This window comes from Streptomyces sp. AC627_RSS907 (genome assembly GCF_019049165.1).
The window spans coordinates 60,518-77,305 of the sequence record NZ_JAGMUE010000066.1; the positions used below are offsets into that span (position 1 = coordinate 60,518).

At 73.1% G+C, this 16,788-nt stretch carries 12 protein-coding genes and 1 tRNA gene; 10 read left to right on the forward strand and 3 right to left on the reverse strand.

Annotated elements, in window-relative coordinates; translation table 11 throughout:
- The first annotated feature begins 32 nt into the window (after positions 1–32).
- Genes repSA through KUM32_RS16695 form a run of 3 tightly spaced genes read left to right on the forward strand, consistent with a single transcriptional unit; the run spans position 33 to position 3,027 of the window.
- Entirely contained in the window at positions 33–1,439 is a 1,407-nt protein-coding gene (repSA, locus tag KUM32_RS16685) for a replication initiator protein RepSA (RefSeq protein WP_217142688.1), read from the forward strand.
- Positions 1,436–1,633, forward strand: a complete 198-nt coding sequence (locus KUM32_RS16690; protein WP_193453677.1) for an AlpA family transcriptional regulator — start codon at positions 1,436–1,438, stop codon at positions 1,631–1,633. The genes repSA and KUM32_RS16690 overlap by 4 nt, the downstream gene beginning before the upstream one ends.
- Positions 1,633–3,027 carry a site-specific integrase gene (locus KUM32_RS16695; RefSeq protein ID WP_217142689.1) on the forward strand — a complete coding sequence of 465 codons (1,395 nt, stop codon included), beginning with the start codon at positions 1,633–1,635 and terminating at the stop codon, positions 3,025–3,027. Before KUM32_RS16690 ends, KUM32_RS16695 begins: the two co-directional genes overlap by 1 nt.
- Before the next feature lie 178 nt (positions 3,028–3,205).
- Here KUM32_RS16695 and KUM32_RS16700 read toward each other — a convergent pair.
- Positions 3,206–3,278 (reverse strand) — tRNA-Arg (locus KUM32_RS16700).
- A gap of 320 nt (positions 3,279–3,598) precedes the next feature.
- Between KUM32_RS16700 and KUM32_RS16705 the strand changes: the two genes are divergently transcribed.
- The 7 genes from KUM32_RS16705 (at position 3,599) to KUM32_RS16735 (ending at position 12,880) form a co-directional block, all read left to right on the forward strand.
- Positions 3,599–5,206: a dynamin family protein gene (locus KUM32_RS16705; protein WP_217142690.1), complete on the forward strand. Its 1,608-nt coding sequence runs from the start codon at positions 3,599–3,601 to the stop codon at positions 5,204–5,206.
- A gap of 666 nt (positions 5,207–5,872) precedes the next feature.
- Positions 5,873–7,540 carry a YfjP family GTPase gene (locus tag KUM32_RS16710; protein ID WP_374227524.1) on the forward strand — a complete coding sequence of 556 codons (1,668 nt, stop codon included), beginning with the start codon at positions 5,873–5,875 and terminating at the stop codon, positions 7,538–7,540.
- Between the two features lie 221 nt (positions 7,541–7,761).
- A complete protein-coding gene (locus tag KUM32_RS16715) occupies positions 7,762–8,229 on the forward strand; it encodes a single-stranded DNA-binding protein (RefSeq protein ID WP_217142692.1) in 468 nt (155 codons plus the stop codon).
- Positions 8,230–8,479: 250 nt separating this feature from the next.
- Positions 8,480–9,895, forward strand: a complete 1,416-nt coding sequence (locus KUM32_RS16720) for a TQXA domain-containing protein (protein WP_217142693.1) — start codon at positions 8,480–8,482, stop codon at positions 9,893–9,895.
- Positions 9,896–10,080: 185 nt separating this feature from the next.
- Positions 10,081–11,745: an energy-dependent translational throttle protein EttA gene (gene ettA / locus KUM32_RS16725; RefSeq protein ID WP_217142694.1), complete on the forward strand. Its 1,665-nt coding sequence runs from the start codon at positions 10,081–10,083 to the stop codon at positions 11,743–11,745.
- 2 nt (positions 11,746–11,747) lie between these two features.
- On the forward strand, positions 11,748–12,158 hold the full coding sequence (locus KUM32_RS16730; protein ID WP_217142695.1) for a thioesterase family protein: 411 nt from the start codon (positions 11,748–11,750) through the stop codon (positions 12,156–12,158).
- Positions 12,155–12,880, forward strand: coding sequence for a hypothetical protein (locus KUM32_RS16735; RefSeq protein ID WP_217142696.1), 726 nt, complete (start codon positions 12,155–12,157; stop codon positions 12,878–12,880). The genes KUM32_RS16730 and KUM32_RS16735 overlap by 4 nt, the downstream gene beginning before the upstream one ends.
- Positions 12,881–13,005: 125 nt before the next feature.
- Here the strand turns inward: KUM32_RS16735 and KUM32_RS16740 are convergent, their stop codons facing one another.
- Positions 13,006–13,977: an ABC transporter ATP-binding protein gene (locus KUM32_RS16740; RefSeq protein WP_217142697.1), complete on the reverse strand. Its 972-nt coding sequence runs from the start codon at positions 13,975–13,977 to the stop codon at positions 13,006–13,008.
- An 82-nt stretch (positions 13,978–14,059) separates the two neighbouring features.
- Positions 14,060–16,780, reverse strand: a complete 2,721-nt coding sequence (locus KUM32_RS16745) for an FtsX-like permease family protein (protein ID WP_374227525.1) — start codon at positions 16,778–16,780, stop codon at positions 14,060–14,062.
- Positions 16,781–16,788 lie beyond the last annotated feature (8 nt).

Here is a 16,788-nt window from a genome sequence, read left to right on the forward strand (position 1 = left end):
GTCCGATCTCGCAACCGGAAGGAACACCCAGCATGCCCCACCGCGCCTCATCCGCGACACCGAGTGCGCCCACGTCAGACATCCTGCTCGACCCGATCGCCCTCGGAGACGTGCTCCGAGTGGCCTCGGCTTCCGACTACGCACGCTGGGAAGACCAGATCCGTCGCACCGGCGGCTGCTCCGACCCGATCCACCTCACCGGCTGGATCCTCCACAAGGACAAGACCAGCGGTGAGACCCTGCACCACTACTCCACCGCGAACGAGCCGGGCGGCCGTCTCCGCCTCGCCTGCGGGAACCGCCGCGCGTCCCGCTGTCCGTCCTGCGCCTGGACCTACGCGGGCGACACCTATCACCTGATCCGCGCCGGCCTGGCCGGGGACGACCGCCGCGACGTGCCCGCCGCCGTCCGAGATCACCCGCGGGTCTTCGTCACCCTCACCGCGCCCTCGTTCGGCCCGGTCCACAACCGCCCCGACCACGGCACCTGCCGCTGCGGCACCCCGCACGCGCCCGACGTCCCGGAGCTGGGCACTGCCCTCGACCCCGAGACCTACGACTACGCGGGCGCCGTGTTGTTCAACAACCACGCCGGACAGCTCTGGCAGCGCTTCACCACGCGACTCCGCCGCGAACTCGCCGCCCGCGCCGGCCTGACCCGCCGGGAACTCGCCGATCACCTTCGCGTCTCGTACGGCAAGGTCGCCGAGTTCCAGAAGCGTGGGGCCCTGCACTTCCATGCCGTCGTACGCCTCGACGGCCCGGAGGGGCCCGGGACGCCACCGCCCGCCTGGGCCACGGTCGACGTCCTCACGGACGCGCTGCGCGCCGCCGCCGCGCACTCGTACACGTCGGTCTCCGTTCCGGCTGCCGGTGACCAGCCGGCTCGGTCCTTCCGCTGGGGGCGGCAACTCGACGTCCGCCCGGTCGAGGCCTTCGGCGACGGATCCGACATCACCGAACAGGTCGTCGCCTCGTACGTGGCCAAGTACGCCACCAAGGCCGCCGAGAACACCGGCACCCTGGACCGCCGCATCGGCGAACTCTCCGAACTCGACCGCCACGGCGTCCCCGACCACACCCGCCGCCTCATCACGGCGTGCCGCGACCTGGACCGTCTCTACCCGGAACGGCGTCTCTGGGCCTGGGCGCACATGCTCGGATTCCGCGGGCACTTCTCGTCCAAGTCGCGTACCTACTCCACCACCCTCGGCGCCCTCCGTCGGGAACGCGCCGACTACCGCGCCGCCCAGGAAGCCTCCGTCCTCGGTCTCGACGACCGTGAGCCGGACACCGTCCTGGTCCTGGCCGACTGGCAGTACGCCGGCCACGGCCACACACCGGGCGAAGCCGCCCTCGCCGCGACCATCGCCCGCGACCTTCGGACCAACCGCGAGACCGCCCGCGAAGCCCTCCTGGACGAAGGGAGCACGGAATGACCACGGCCGTGCGGTCACGCAGCATGCTCACCCTCGCGGAGGTCTGCGAGGAACTGGCCATCTCGCGCTCGACCTTCTACGACTGGCGGGCCAAGCATCGGGCGCCGCGCTGCATCAAGCTCCCGAACGGCGACCTCCGGATCCGGCGGAGCGACCTCGAAGACTGGCTCTACGACCGCGAGGACGCCGCCTGATGGAGACGACGTACGACGTCAAGGTCTACAAGATCCTCGCGTACAAGGGCGCCCGGAAGAACACGTACACCGTGCGCTGGGTGGTCGCGGGGAAGCGCTGGCGTGAGCCCTTCGACACGGTCGCCCTCGCCGAAGGCTTCCGCTCCGAACTCATCCGGGCCACCGGTAAGGGGGAGGCGTTCGTCGTCGCCACCGGTCTTCCGGTGTCGCATCGCTCCAAGTCGGCTGCCATGAGCTGGTACAAGTTCGCCGTCGAGTACGTGGACGCCCGCTGGTCCCAGCTCGGCGGCAACAGCCGCAAGAACATCGCCAAGACTCTGACCGCGACGACCATCGCGCTGCTGCGGGCCAAGCCCACCCAGTACGCGCCTGCCGCCGTGCGCACCGCCCTGCGTGAGTGGGCGTTCAACACGAACCGACGTCCTGACGCGCCGCGGGACGTGGTGGCCATCCTCAGGTGGGTCGAGCGGAACTCCCTGCCCGTCTCGGTCTGGGAGGACCCGGAGAAGGTCGACCAGGTCCTGCGGGCCATCGACACTCGCCTTGACGGCAGGCAGGCGGCGGCATGGTCCCGGAAGCGCAACCGGCGGATCCTCAACGTCGTCATGAAGCACGCGGTCCGGCGGCGCATTCTGCGGGTCAATCCCCTTCCCAAGGGCAAGGAGTCGACGGCCGTCACGAAGACTTCGAACGCCGTGGACAAGCGGTCTTTGCTGAACCCGGAGCAGGCGGCGGCGATCCTCGACTGGATACGGCGCCGGCCGCGCGGTGGCAGGCGGCTCCACGCCTTTTTCGCCACGCTGTACTACTGCGGTCCGCGCCCCGAGGAAGCCGTGGCCATGCGGGTGGAGGACGTCACACTGCCCGGTCCCGACGCCGAGGACCAATGGTGCGAGCTGCTGATCCACACGGCGACTCCGGAGGTCGGGAAGCAGTGGACCGACACGGGGGAGATCCACGAGCAGCGTGACCTGAAGGGCCGTGCGGAGGGCGAGACGCGCACTGTGCCAGGGCATCCGGCCCTCACGCGCATCCTGCGGCAGCACATCCAGGACGAGCGGCTGCGGCCGGGCGATCTGTTGTTCCAGGGGGAGTCGGGCGGCATCCTCGCCGGCTCGGTCATCCGTCGGGCCTGGCGCAGCGCACGTAAGGCCGTGCTGCCTCCCCACGTCTTCGAGTCGCCCACCGGGCGCCGTGTGTACGACAACCGGCACACGCGCCTGACCAAGTGGCTCAACGACGGGATCCCGCCCGCCCAGGTGGCGGAGTGGGCCGGTAACAGCGTGGCCGTGCTCCTCGCCACGTACGCCCGATGCGTCGATGGACAGCTGCCGGACCTGAAGCGGCGGCTCGAAGCCGCGGGGGACCTTCCGGAGGCACCCGGCGCTGGCTGATCCTCCGGCCGAGAACTTCGACACGTATTCGACACGGCCACCCGCGAAAACCCGGTGACAGCCGGACAGCCCCGGAGCCCGCCCTTGATCGTCAGAAGGGTGCCCGGGGCTTCGTCGTGGCGGCCGACACGGGGCCTGACCAGCAAAAAGCCCTCCCCGACGGGAGGGCAGAGATGGGCGCCCCCGGCAGGACTCGAACCTGCGGCCAAGCGCTTAGAAGGCGCCTGCTCTATCCACTGAGCTACGGGGGCCTGGTGTGGTGGACTCGGTCGTGGTGGCCGGGGATGGGCCGATCCGTGACGTCGCCGGGGACAAGGATAGGGCTCCCGGCTCCTTGCCCGAGATGCTTCCCCTCCGTGGCTCGATGTGGAGGTTCGGTGAAGCGGTCCCGATAATCGCAGGCAGGTGCGAATCGTGCACCGCTTTTGGCGCCCGGAGCGCCGGGTGTTGTGCACTCGTTATGCCTGGACTGTTCGCATGCCCCACAAGTCCCTTCCGCCCCTTGTGTCTGGCGGCACGCAGGCACCCTCATATGCTTCAGAATTCCCCTAAAATTGGGCATTCTTCGCATGTGGTGACATTGGACGTACGGCCTCAGCTGCTCGACGCACTCTCCGCCCTGCGCGACCGTGTCGCGGCCGCACGCTTCCCGCTGCCCCTGGCGGGGGCCCCACGCGCGCGTGCCAACCGCGACGAACTGCTCGCACAGCTCGACGACTACCTGGTGCCCCGGCTGAGAGAGCCCGAAGCGCCCTTGCTGGCCGTCGTGGGCGGATCCACCGGCGCCGGGAAGTCCACACTGGTGAACTCCCTCGTGGGGCGGCGGGTCAGCGAGGCGGGTGTGCTGCGGCCCACCACACGGACGCCGGTGCTGGTGTGCCATCCGGAGGACCATCACTGGTTCAGCGGCATGCGGGTGCTGCCCGACCTCGCGCGCGAGTGGGCGCCCCACCGGGAATCGGACGACGACCTGCTCCTGCCGGGCGACAACCCCGCGCGCGTGCTGCGCGTCGAGACCGCCGACACCCTGCCGCCCGGCATCGCCCTCCTCGACGCGCCCGACATCGATTCCCTCATCGCCGACAACCGTGTCCTGGCGGCCGAACTGATCTGTGCCGCCGACATCTGGGTGATGGTCACCACAGCCGCCCGGTACGCCGACGCCGTGCCCTGGCATCTGCTGCGCACCGCCAAGGAGTACGACGCCACCCTGGTCACCGTGCTGGACCGGGTGCCCCACCAGGTGGTGGCCGAGGTGTCCCGGCAGTACGGGGCGCTGCTCACCAAGGCCGGGCTCGGCGACGTCCCCCGCTTCACCGTCCCCGAGCTGCCCGAGTCGGCCTGGGGCGGCGGCCTGCTGCCGGCCAGCGCCGTGGCGCCGCTGCGCTCCTGGCTCGTCCACCGGGCACAGGACTTCGAGGCCCGGCGACAGACGATGGCCCGCACGGCGCACGGCATCCTGGACTCGCTCAGGTCCCGGATGCCCGAGCTGGCCGGCGCCGCCGCCGCGCAGTACGCCGCCGCGCTGCGGCTCACCGCCGCCGTCGACAGTGCGTACGACGGCGAGCACGCGCGCGTGCGGGGACGGTTGAGGGCGGGGGCCGTGCTCGCCGGGGACGCCCTGAAGCGGTGGCGTGCCTTCCCGCTCGACTGCTCGCCCGGAGAACTCCTCGACTCGCTGGTGGAAAGCCTGGGCGCCCTGCTGCTGTGCGCCGTCACCGCCGCCGACGAGCGCGTCGACGAGGCCTGGCGGCACGAACCGGCGGCGGATGCTCCGGAACTCGCGGGCCGCGATCCCGCTCCGGAGCGTGCCGAGCACCGCATCGGGGTGGCCGTACGGCGGTGGCGGCGGGAGCTGGAGGAGTACGCCGAGGAAGAAGTGCGCCCGCTCGACCGGAGCACGGCACCGGACCCGGAGGTGGTCGCCGCCCTGGTCGCCACCGTGCTGCTCGGTGGGCGGCGGGCGCGCAGCGCCGGGGAGAGACTCGCGGAGCGGATCGGAGCCCAGGGGGCCGTGCGGCTGCGGGACCGGGCCGGAGGACTGCTCACCGAACACGTGGACCGGGTCATGCACATCGAGCGCGAGCGCCGGCTGGCGCCGCTCGACGGGTTGGAGATCCATGCCGAGCCGCAGGCCGAACTCATCGCCGCGCTGTCCGTACTGCAGAAGGAGAGGTGACCGGTGACTGCCGTCACTGACCAGGACCCCACCGATCACACCGACCGCACCACCGGGGAGGCCCACCGGACCGGTCGGGCCGGCCGGGCGGTCACCACCGGCCCCGGGGACGGGCCGGGCGGAGAACGGCCCGCCGAGGAGGACACCGCGTGGGAAGGTGCCGCCGTGGGCGCTTGGCGCCAGGGGCGTGCGCAGCAGCGCGAGAGCGAGCCCGCACGCGATCCCCACGCGCGCGTGACGGGCACCGGGACGCGTCGCCGTACGGACCCGGACCCGGTCCGCGATCCGGTCCGCGATCCGGCCCGCGATCCGGTCCGCGAGCCGGTCCCGGCTTCGGGACCGGATTCGCGGCCGGGTTCGGAATCGGATCCGGACGCGCACCTGGGCAGGCAGCGGGGCCGGGACCAGGACCGTGGTCGGAACGAGGGCCGTGGCCGGAACGATGGCCCGGGCCGGGAATGGGTCCGTGAGGACGAGCCCCGGGAGCGTACGGAGCGCGCGGCCGGTCGGGAGCGCGTGGCGGGTCCGGACCGTACGGAGCGCGCGGCCGGTCGGGAGCACGCGGTGGTTCCGGAGCGTACGGCGGGTCCGGAGCGAGCGGTCGGCGGGTCGTCCGGCCCTGGGGACGGGGCCGAAGCGTGGGGCGACGGGCTGATCGCGCGGCGGGTGGACGAGTCCGCCGGACCGGAGCAGCGCGCCGTCGTGACGAGCCGCTCCGCCGGTTCCGCGGCCCCGATGCCGCTGGCGTACGACGGTCAGCTCAGGTCGCGGCTCGACGCGCTGCGCGAGCTGGTGGGGCTCTCCCGTGCCCGGCTCGACAGCGGGACCCTGGCCGAGGCGGGCCGGGTCCTCGACGAGGCCGCCGCGCGGCGCAGGCTCTCCGGGCAGCACACCGTGGTGGCCATCGCGGGCGCGACCGGCAGCGGGAAGTCGCAGCTGTTCAACACCCTCGCCGGGGTGATGATCTCCGAGACGGGCGTCCGCCGGCCGACCACCGCGGCGCCCATCGCGTGCAGCTGGAGCGACGGCGCGGCCACCCTCCTGGACCGGCTCGGCATTCCCGGCCGGCTGCGCCGCCGTCCGCTGCAGTACCCCGACACCGAGTCACCGCTGCGTGGACTGGTCCTGATCGACCTGCCCGACCACGACTCGGCCGCCGTGCAGCACCGCGAGCAGGTGGACCGCATCCTGGCGCTGGTCGACGCCGTCATCTGGGTCGTCGACCCGGAGAAGTACGCCGACGCCGTGATCCACGAGCGCTATCTGCGGCCGATGGCGGGCCACGCGGAGGTCACCTTCGTCGTCCTCAACCAGGTCGACCGGCTCCCCGGGGAGGCCGCCGAACAGGTCCTCGACGACCTGCGGCGCCTGCTGGACGAGGACGGCATCGCGCTGGGGGAGCACGGTGAACCCGGAGCGACCGTGCTCGCCCTGTCCGCGCTCACCGGGGACGGCATCGGTGAACTTCGGGAGGCGCTCGGTCAGTTCGTCGCCGAACGGCAGGCTCCCGCGCGCCGGATCGCGGCCGACATGGACGCCGCGGCCCGGCGTCTGCGCCCGGTGTACGTCGCAGGACGGCGGACCGGGCTCAGCGAGGAGGCGCGGGAGGAGTTCGCGGACCGGCTCGCGGACGCCGTGGGCGCCACCGCGGCGGGCGAGGCGGCCGAACGCGCCTGGCTGCGCAACGCCAACCGCGCGTGCGGCACGCCCTGGCTGCGGCTGTGGCACTGGTACCACGACCGGCGCGAACCTCCCACGGGACGGCTCCCGCTGCGCACCCAGGCGGACGAGGAGGCCACGGCCCGTCAACGCGTCGAGCAGGCGGTGCGTACGGTGTCCGACCGTGCGTCGGCCGGGCTGCCGGCGCCGTGGGCACAGGCGATGCGCGAGGCGGCCGTCCGCGGCGCCGAGGGACTTCCCGAGGCCCTCGACGAGCTGGCGGTGCGCGCGGGGCTGCCGCCGGGGCGTCCGCCGCGGCCGGGGTGGTGGCCGGTGGCCGTGCTGGCCCAGGCGTCCATGACCCTGCTGCAGGTGGTGGGCGGTCTGTGGCTGCTGGGCCAGATCATCGGCTTCATGCCGCCGAACCTGATCGTGCCCGTGCTGCTGATGGTGGCCGGCATCGTCGGGGGTCCCCTCATCGAGTGGAGCTGCCGCATGGCGGCACGCGGACCGGCGCGGCGCTACGGCCACGAGGCGGAACGCCGGCTGCGGGAGGCGGCCGCGGGGTGCGGCCGGGCGCGGGTGCTGGATCCGCTGGCGGCGGAGCTGCTGCGGTACCGGGAGGTACGGGAGCAGTACGGGCGGGTCGTGGGGGTGGAGGCGGCGGTGAGGTAGGGGGGCCTGCCGCCCGGAAGGCTCACCCGCCGGGGTGGCGGAGTTTTCCACAGGTGGGCAGGGGTCCACAGCGCTCAGCGGGCCCGGCCCGGACGGAGGCAGTCTGGCCTCGTGGCGATCGCGACGGACGCGGTCGTCACGGCGGCGGCGTACGGAACGTGACGACCGCCGCGGCAGACGCAGCCGTACGGGACGGGCCCGTACGCGAGGGAGGACTCGCGATGAACGAGACGATGATCTGCGCCGTGGGCAACGTGGCGACGCAGCCGGTGTTCCGGGACCTGGCGAACGGGCCGTCGGCGCGGTTCCGGCTGGCGGTCACCGCGCGCTACTGGGACCGGGAGAAGAACACCTGGACGGACGGCCACACCAACTTCTTCACGGTGTGGGCCAACCGTCAGCTCGCCACCAACGCGTCGGCGTCGTTGGCGGTGGGCGACCCGGTGGTCGTGCAGGGCCGCCTGAAGGTACGGACGGACGTGCGCGAGGGGCAGAGCTGGACCTCGGCGGACATCGACGCGGTGGCGATCGGCCACGACCTCGCGCGCGGCACGGCGGCGTTCCGGCGCACCGGGAAGGCGGAGCCGGCGGCCTCACCGCCGCGGCCGGAGCCGGACTGGGAGACACCGGCCGGTGAACCGGCCGAGGCGGCCACGGAACAACGGCCGGAGCCCGCCGGGGTGGCGTGAGGGCACGGGTGACCGAAGCGCGGCTTATCGGCGCATGCGCCCCGGACGACCCCCGGTGGATTTGTCGATAAGCCCTGCTCGCGACGCCGTCGGCGATAACGATTCCGAGTCGGATCACCGTGCGGACGACCATCATCGACAGCACGGTGTGTCACGTCCTTAGGATGCCGAACGAGCCCTGAGGGGCTGCTGATTCTGCTGGTGGGACCGTGCCCCCCACGCCAACGGGTCCTGCTCGAAGGGGAATTTGGTGTTTTCTTCGCTCACCGCGCTGTCTCTGCCCGGCCGAGGGGCGGCGCGTCTCGCCGCCGCGGCGCTGGTGTCCGCGCTCGCCGTCGCCGGAGTGGTGACCGGTGCCGTCCCGGCCGCCGCCCAGGACCCGGGCCAGGGCCAGGGCGGGGCGACGGCCACCATAGGCGGCCTCAAGACGTACGGCACCGCGGTCATCCACGGGGAGGACGGCGACCAGGAGGTGTCGGCGGGCCTGTTCGAGATGTCCGTCGAGGGCGGTGGGACGCTGCAGACGTACTGCGTCGACATCCAGAACCCGACCCAGAAGGACGCCAGGTACCACGAGACGCCCTGGAGCGGCACGTCGCTGGGCACCAACAAGGACGCCGGCCGCATCCGCTGGATCCTGCAGAACTCCTACCCCCAGGTCAACGATCTCGCCGCGCTGGCGAAGAAGGCGGGTGTCCGCGGCGGACTCACCGAGCAGGACGCGGCGGCCGGTACGCAGGTGGCCATCTGGCGCTACTCGGACGACACGGACGTCGAGGCCATCGACGCCCAGGCCGAGCGGCTCGCGGACTACCTCGAGAAGAACGCCCGCGACCTCGCGGAGCCCGCGGCGTCCCTCACCCTGGACCCGCCCGCGGTCTCGGGCCGCCCCGGCGAGCGGCTCGGTCCGGTGACGGTCCGCACCAACGCAGGCGGCGCGACCGTGATGCCGCCGGTGGACGCCACCACCCACGGGGTGCGGGTCGTCGACAAGAAGGGCGTACCCGTCACCTCGGTCACCACCGGCACCCAGATCTTCTTCGACGTGCCGGACGACGCGGCGGCCGACACCGCCGAGGTGACCGTCCAGGCGTCGACCACCGTGCCGGTCGGCCGCGCCTTCGCCTCCGAGAGCCGCAGCCAGACCCAGATCCTGGCCGGCTCCAGCGAGTCGACGGTCGCGGCGACGGCGAGGGCCACCTGGGCCGAGCACGGCGCGATACCCGCCCTGTCCGCCGAGAAGAACTGCGCCGAGGGCGCCCTGGACATCACCGCGGTCAACCAGGGCGACGAGGCGTTCACCTTCGAGCTGCTGGACACCGAGTACACCATCGCGCCCGGAGAGACCCGGACCGTGACGGTCCCCTTGCCGGAGGACCGGGCCTACGACTTCACCGTCCGCAGCCCCACCGGCTTCGAACAGCGCTTCACCGGCGTCCTCGACTGCCGGACCCGCAGCGCCGCGGCGGGCGACACCACCCACACCCTCAGTGAACCGGCCCCCGCCCCCGCAGCCGTCACCACCCCCTCCGCGAGCCCCAACCTCGCCGCGACCGGCAGCTCCGGGACGACGCCCCTGATCGGCGGCGCGGCCATCGGCCTGGTCGTGATCGGCGGCGCGGTCCTGCTCCTGCTCCGCGGGAAGACCGAAGCGAACCAGGACTGACCGGCACCGGGCCGGTGCGCTCCTTGGCAACTCAACAGTGAGCGAGGAGCCGACGACCCTGCGTAGCCCGCCCCGCGACCTCCCGAGGCGGGCCCCGCGGTACTGGTTTCCGTCCGGGGGCGGCCGTCGGGCAAGATGGGGTGTATCTGCCCACTGCCTGATTTCAAGCTGCCGGACGGTTTCTCTTGGCTGAGTACATTTACACCATGCGCAAAGCGCGCAAGGCGCACGGCGACAAGGTGATCCTCGATGACGTCACCCTGAACTTCCTGCCCGGCGCGAAGATCGGTGTGGTCGGGCCGAACGGTGCCGGTAAGTCGACCGTTCTGAAGATCATGGCGGGGCTGGAGCAGCCGTCGAACGGTGACGCGTTCCTGTCGCCCGGCTACACGGTCGGCATCCTGCTGCAGGAGCCCCCGCTGAACGAGGACAAGACCGTCCTGGAGAACGTCCAGGAGGGTGTCGCCGAGGTCAAGGGCAAGCTCGACCGGTTCAACGAGATCGCCGAGCAGATGGCGACCGACTACTCGGACGCGCTGCTGGAGGAGATGGGCAAGCTCCAGGAGGAGCTCGACCACGCCAACGCCTGGGACCTCGACGCCCAGCTGGAGCAGGCCATGGACGCCCTGGGCTGCCCGCCCGGCGACTGGCCCGTGGTCAACCTCTCCGGTGGTGAGAAGCGCCGTGTCGCCCTGTGCAAGCTGCTGCTCGAGGCGCCCGACCTGCTGCTCCTCGACGAGCCCACCAACCACCTCGACGCCGAGTCGGTGAACTGGCTGGAGCAGCACCTCGCCAAGTACGAGGGCACCGTCGTGGCCGTCACCCACGACCGGTACTTCCTGGACAACGTCGCCGGGTGGATCTGCGAGGTGGACCGCGGCCGCCTGCACGGCTACGAGGGCAACTACTCCAAGTACCTGGAGACCAAGGCCACCCGCCTCAAGGTCGAGGGGCAGAAGGACGCCAAGCGGCAGAAGCGTCTCAAGGACGAGCTCGAGTGGGTCCGCTCCAACGCCAAGGGGCGGCAGGCCAAGTCCAAGGCGCGTCTGGCGCGGTACGAGGAGATGGCCGCCGAGGCCGACAAGATGCGGAAGCTGGACTTCGAGGAGATCCAGATCCCGCCGGGCCCGCGACTGGGCAACGTCGTCGTCGAGGTGAACAACCTCACCAAGGCCTTCGGTGAGAAGGTCCTGATCGACGACCTGTCGTTCACGCTTCCGCGCAACGGCATCGTCGGCGTGATCGGTCCGAACGGTGCCGGCAAGACCACCCTCTTCAAGATGATCCAGGGGTTCGAGGAGCCGGACTCCGGGAGCATCAAGGTCGGCGACACCGTCAAGATCTCCTACGTCGACCAGAGCCGCGAGAACATCGACCCGAAGAAGACGCTGTGGGCCGTCGTCAGCGACGAGCTCGACTACATCAACGTCGGACAGGTCGAGATGCCTTCGCGGGCCTATGTCTCCGCCTTTGGGTTCAAGGGCCCGGACCAGCAGAAGCCGGCCGGTGTCCTGTCCGGCGGTGAGCGCAACCGGCTCAACCTCGCCCTCACCCTCAAGCAGGGCGGCAACCTGCTGCTCCTCGACGAGCCGACCAACGACCTCGACGTCGAGACCCTGTCGAGCCTGGAGAACGCGCTGCTGGAGTTCCCCGGCTGCGCCGTGGTCGTCTCCCACGACCGGTGGTTCCTCGACCGCGTCGCCACCCACATCCTCGCCTACGAGGGTGACTCCAAGTGGTTCTGGTTCGAGGGCAACTTCGAGTCGTACGAGAAGAACAAGGTCGAGCGGCTCGGCCCGGACGCCGCGCGTCCGCACCGCGCCACCTACAAGAAGCTGACCCGGGGCTGATCTTGCGGCACATCTACCGCTGCCCACTGCGCTGGGCGGACATGGACGCGTACGGCCACGTCAACAACGTGGTCTTCCTCCGCTACCTGGAGGAGGCCCGTATCGACTTCCTGTTCCGCCCGGACAAGGAGTTCAAGCAGGGGTCGGTGGTGGCACGCCACGAGATCGACTACAAACGGCAGCTCGTGCACCGGCACGCGCCCGTGGACATCGAGCTGTGGGTCACGCAGATCAGGGCGGCCTCCTTCACGCTCGCCTACGAGGTCAAGGACGGCGACGAGGTCTATGTGCGCGCCTCCACGGTGATCGTGCCGTTCGACTTCGAGGCGCAGTCGCCCCGCCGGATCACCGCTGAGGAACGCGAGTTCCTCAGCGAGTACATGGAGAACGAGGAGGAGGCCGTCGCCGCATGACGGTCCTCCACCTCGCCGACGGAGGGGAGGCCGCGGACCTCGCGGCCTTCCTCTCCCGGCTGCTGCACTACGACCGTTCGGCCGCGGTGCGCCTGCAGGCGGCCGGCACCGCCCTCGCCGTCTTCGGCCGGCCGCCCTCGTTCGAGGTGCTGGCCGTGCGGGCGGTGCGGCTGGCCAAGCCCTACGAGGACGGTCTCGACGTCACGCTGGACGTCACGGTGTCCGCCGGTGAACTCCTGGAGGCCGTGGACGAGACGGCGGCCACGGCGGGCGTCCCGGGCGCGGTGACCGGGCCCCCGTGGGCCGGGGTGCTGCCGCCACGCGGCGGCTGGCGGACCGAGCCGGGACTGCCCGCCCCGGGCGACCTGCGCGCGCTGGTCGCCGCCGCGGTGGCGGAGTTCCGCGCCCGTACGGGGGAGTTGCCGCCGGAGCGGCGTACCCGGGCCGAGCTGGACCGGATCGGGCGGGAGATATGGTCCCGGACGGTCGGGGACACCGGGCTGCCGGTACGGGCCGTGCACGCGGCCCAGTCGCTGGGGTTCCTGCGCCCCACGGAGGCAGCGGGGCCCTCCGGGGCTCCCGGGGCCCGCGGTGCGTCCGCATCCGGTGAGGACGCGCCCAAGCTGTTCTCGTCCGGCGCGTGGCTGCGGCTGCGCACCCCCTACGGTTCCGTCGCCCTGCGCCGGGCGGGGGCCGGGGCACTGGGCATCAGCGTCCGCTGAACCCCTGGCCCGGGGGGCCTTCCCACCGGGGCCCGTCCCACCGCGGGGCCCGTCCTACCGCGGGGCCGGTCCTACCGCGGGGCCCGTCCCACCGCGGGGCCCGGAACCCGCAGGCCGTCGTGGGGTCAGGGCGTTTCGTTCCTGGCGCTGTCGTCCGGCCGTACGGCGATGTGGTCCGGCTCCAGTTCCAGGGCGACGCGGTCGCGCATGCCGAGGGCCCGGGTGTACTCGGCGGGGAGTTGGAGCCGGCCGGCGCGGTCGAGCATGGCGTACTCGCGGGCCACCACCGTCTCGTGGCCGGTCGCGGCGTCCACCTCGCTGCGGCGCAGGACCTCCGTGGAGGTGCGGCCGTCGCGGATGGCGACCGTGCGGCGGACCTCGCCGGCCACCGCCTGGTCGTGGGTGACGATGACGATGGTGGTGCCCAGGTGCTCGTTCGCGGTGCGGAAGGCGGCGAAGATCTGCTCCGCGGTGTGGGAGTCCAGCTCACCCGTGGGTTCGTCGGCGAGCAGGACCGCGGGTCCGCACGCCAGGGCCACGGCGATGGCGACCCGCTGCTGCTGCCCGCCGGACATCTCGTGCGGGCGGCGGTCACGGCAGTCGGCGACGTCCAGAAGGTCCAGGAGCTCCAGGGCGCGTTCGGCGCGCGCCCGTCGGCCGGCCCGGCCACGGGTGCCGGCCAGTTGCAGCGGCAGGGCGACGTTCTGGGCCGCCGACAGGTACGGCAGGAGGTTGCGGGCGGTCTGCTGCCAGACGAAGCCCACCACCTCGCGGCGGTAGGCGAGACGGTCCTTCGCGGTCATCGTGAGCAGGTCGCGTCCGGCCACGCGGGCCGCCCCGGCGGTCGGGGTGTCCAAGCCGGCGAGGATGTTCATCAGCGTGGACTTGCCGCTGCCGGACGCGCCCACCAGGGCCATCAGCTCGCCGTCGTGGACCAGCAGGTCGAGGCCCTGGAGGGCCTGCACCTCCACGCCGTCCGTGCTGAAGACGCGGACCAGCCGGTCACAGGTGATCAGCGCGTCGTGGCCGTAGGCGGGCCGGGCGCGGGACGCGGTCGCGCGGTCGGCCAGGTCGGCGAGGGTGGGGTCCGTCGTCATCGTGCCTCCTGCGCGGGTTCCGGCCCATGGGCCGTGGCGGGCGGCTCCTGAGGTGCGCGCCCCCCTCTCGTGTCCGAATCGCTCACCGCGTGTCTCCCGCCCTCAGCTCGGTGACCGACCCACGCCTGCCCGACCACCACGCCTGCACCGCCGCGACGCCCACCGCCACCACCAGCACCGCGACCGCCGGCACCGCCAGCGACCACGGGTCCGTGCGCAGCTCGGCGCGTTCCACCGGGGACGTCGTCGTCGCCAGGGCAATCGTCGTCAGGTCGATGCCGGGGGAGAGCAGCCGGACGGCCGCCCAGCCCGTCAGGGCACCGCCCGCCGCGGCCGGCAGGGCCTGGGGCAGGGACTCCAGGACGAGCAGGCGGCGGCCCTGGGACCGGGTGAGGCCCATGGTGCGGAGGCGGGCGAGGAGGGCGGCGCGTTCCGGGGCGGCACGCAGCAGGGACAGCAGCAGGGCGAGGACGGCGTACCCGGCACCCGCCGCCACGGCCGCCGTGTAGACGCGTTCGGCGCCGGACTGCAGGGGCGAGTCGACGTACCGGGCCCGCTCCTCGGACCGCAGCCGCAGGGACACCGCGTCGCCGGCCGCCCGGCGCAGCGCACCCGTGTCCAGGTGGTCGCCGGACAGCAGCAGCACGGTCGGACGGGCCGCCTCGGCGGACAGTCCGGCCCGGTCCACGACCAGGAAGTCGTCGCCCGTGACCGCCGGGGTGCGGTCGCGGACGAGGGCGACCCGGAGGGTGACGAAGGTGCCGTCCTCCAGACGCACCGGGAAGGGGCTGGTGCCGAACCGCTCGGCGACCGCGGGGGAGGCCAGCGCACGGAGGGGCTCTCCGGGGCCGCCGCGCCGTCTCAGGTCGTCCGCGGGGAAGGACCCCAGCTCCGTCCGCGCCGCCAGGGCCGCGTAGGCGGCGGGGTCCACGCCGGCCAGCGGCAGGGACTGGCGGCCGTCCTCGGCCTTGGCCTGGTAGGCGAGGCCGACCTCGGTGACATCCCGCACGCCGGACGTGCCGCGCAGGCGGCCGGGCAGGCCGGACGGCAGCGGTCCGGTCGCCTCGACCCGGGCGTCGGCGCCGACGGTGAGCAGCGCCGCGCGGTCACGGGTGTCCGCCACGCCGGCCAGGACCGAGCCGCCGAAGGCCGCGGTCGTGAGCGCGGTCAGCAGGGCGAGGAGGGGAAGCACGGCGGAGACGGACGTACGGCCGGCCCGGGCCAGGGCCAGATGCCCCACCGCACCGCGCAGCCGCCCCGCCGGGCGGGTCAGCCGGCGCAGGGGCAGCGGGTAGAGGCGGACGAGCACCAGCGCGGCGATCACGCCGACCAGCACGGGTGCCAGCGACACCAGGTCCCCGGCGGAGCCCGTCGCGCCCCGGCGGCGCAGGGTCTCGACCGCGCCGAGCGCCAGGACCACGGCCGTGAGCTCGGCGACCGCACGGCGCCGGGACGGACGTACGGAGGCCACGTCCCGCCGGCCGCCGTGGACGCGCACGGCCCGGTGCTCGGCGGCGGCCCGCAGGGGCAGCGCGACGCAGGCCAGGGCGGTGACCGCGACGGCGGCGCCGGCGGCGGGGGCGAGGCGCCCCCCGGGGAGCGCGAGCAGCGCGACGCCGAGGCCGAGGGCGCCCGCGGGCAGCGCCACCACCGCCGTCTCGGCCAGCAGTCTGCCCGTCAGCCCGCGCAGGGAGGCGCCGCGGGCGCGCAGCAGGGCGAGTTCGGTGCGGCGGCGGTCGGCGGCGAGGCCGCCCGCCATGAGCAGGACGACGCCGGCGACCGTGCCCGCACCGACGACGGCGACCGCGATCAGCGGGGTGAGGTCCGACCGCAGTTCCCCGAAGGAGGCGAACACCTCGTCGAGGTCGGTGCTGACGTCGGTGGCCGGGTCGACCGCCGAGCGCACCTCGCGCAGCCCCGGGCCGGTCTCCAGGGTGGCGACGGCCGAGTTCAGCCGGTCCAGGTCGTGGGCGCGCAGCGCGTCGGCGTCCGGGGCCAGCTGCCAGTAGCGGACGGGGTTCCCGGCCGTGCCCAGCAGCGCGGGCGCCGCGTCGGGGGCGAGCAGCAGGGCGCCGAGCCAGTACTTGTCGGAAACCGGGCTGGTGGACCCCGGCACCGTCATCAGCGACGGGCTGCGCAGCACGGGCTGGGTGGCCCAGTAGGCGCCGTCGGGGTCGCGGGGGGCGAGGACGCCGGTGACGTGGACGGTGAGCGGGGCGCGTACCACGCCGGGCACGTGCAGGACCGACCCCGCCTTGATGCGCAGGTGCCTGGCCGTCTCGGTGGTGACCACCGCCTCCACCCGGTCGGTCGCTGCGGTCACCGGGGTGTCCGGCGTACGCGGCAGACGGCCGGAGCTCAGCCTGGCGTGGTCGCCGAGGCCGTGCTGGGCGGCGAGGAAGAACCGGGGCGGCAGCTCGCTCGGCCGCGGAAGCCAGGGCTCCGGCACCTCCAGGCTCTGGGTGGTGCGCACCCCGTACGTCGACTGCGCCCGGTCGACGACCAGGTGCCCGCCCACGGCGGCGAGCGCCCTGGCGTACCGCTCGCCCAGCGGGCCCGGACGCAGCGCGTCCTGCCGCTCCTGCATCGAGATGCCGAAGTCGGGCTGCGGGACGGTCAGCAGCACGCTGGTCCGGTCGGGGCGGCCCTGCTCCACGGCGAGGTTCAGGCCCGCGTCCGCGTACCGGTCCAGCGCCCTCGGGAAGGCGGCGGCCAGACACGCGGTCAACGCCACCAGCAGCGCCAGCGCGCACGCGGCACCGGGCGCGGTACGCAACCGGGTACGCACCCACGGCACGGCCACGGGAATCA

Coding starts and splice junctions, on each gene's coding strand:
- repSA (WP_217142688.1), top strand. CDS start 33: ATGCCCCACCGCGCCTCATCCGCGACACCGAGTGCGCCCACGTCAGAC.
- KUM32_RS16735 (WP_217142696.1), top strand. CDS start 12,155: ATGACGGTCCTCCACCTCGCCGACGGAGGGGAGGCCGCGGACCTCGCG.
- KUM32_RS16740 (WP_217142697.1), bottom strand. CDS start 13,977: ATGACGACGGACCCCACCCTCGCCGACCTGGCCGACCGCGCGACCGCG.
- KUM32_RS16690 (WP_193453677.1), top strand. CDS start 1,436: ATGACCACGGCCGTGCGGTCACGCAGCATGCTCACCCTCGCGGAGGTC.
- KUM32_RS16715 (WP_217142692.1), top strand. CDS start 7,762: ATGAACGAGACGATGATCTGCGCCGTGGGCAACGTGGCGACGCAGCCG.
- KUM32_RS16695 (WP_217142689.1), top strand. CDS start 1,633: ATGGAGACGACGTACGACGTCAAGGTCTACAAGATCCTCGCGTACAAG.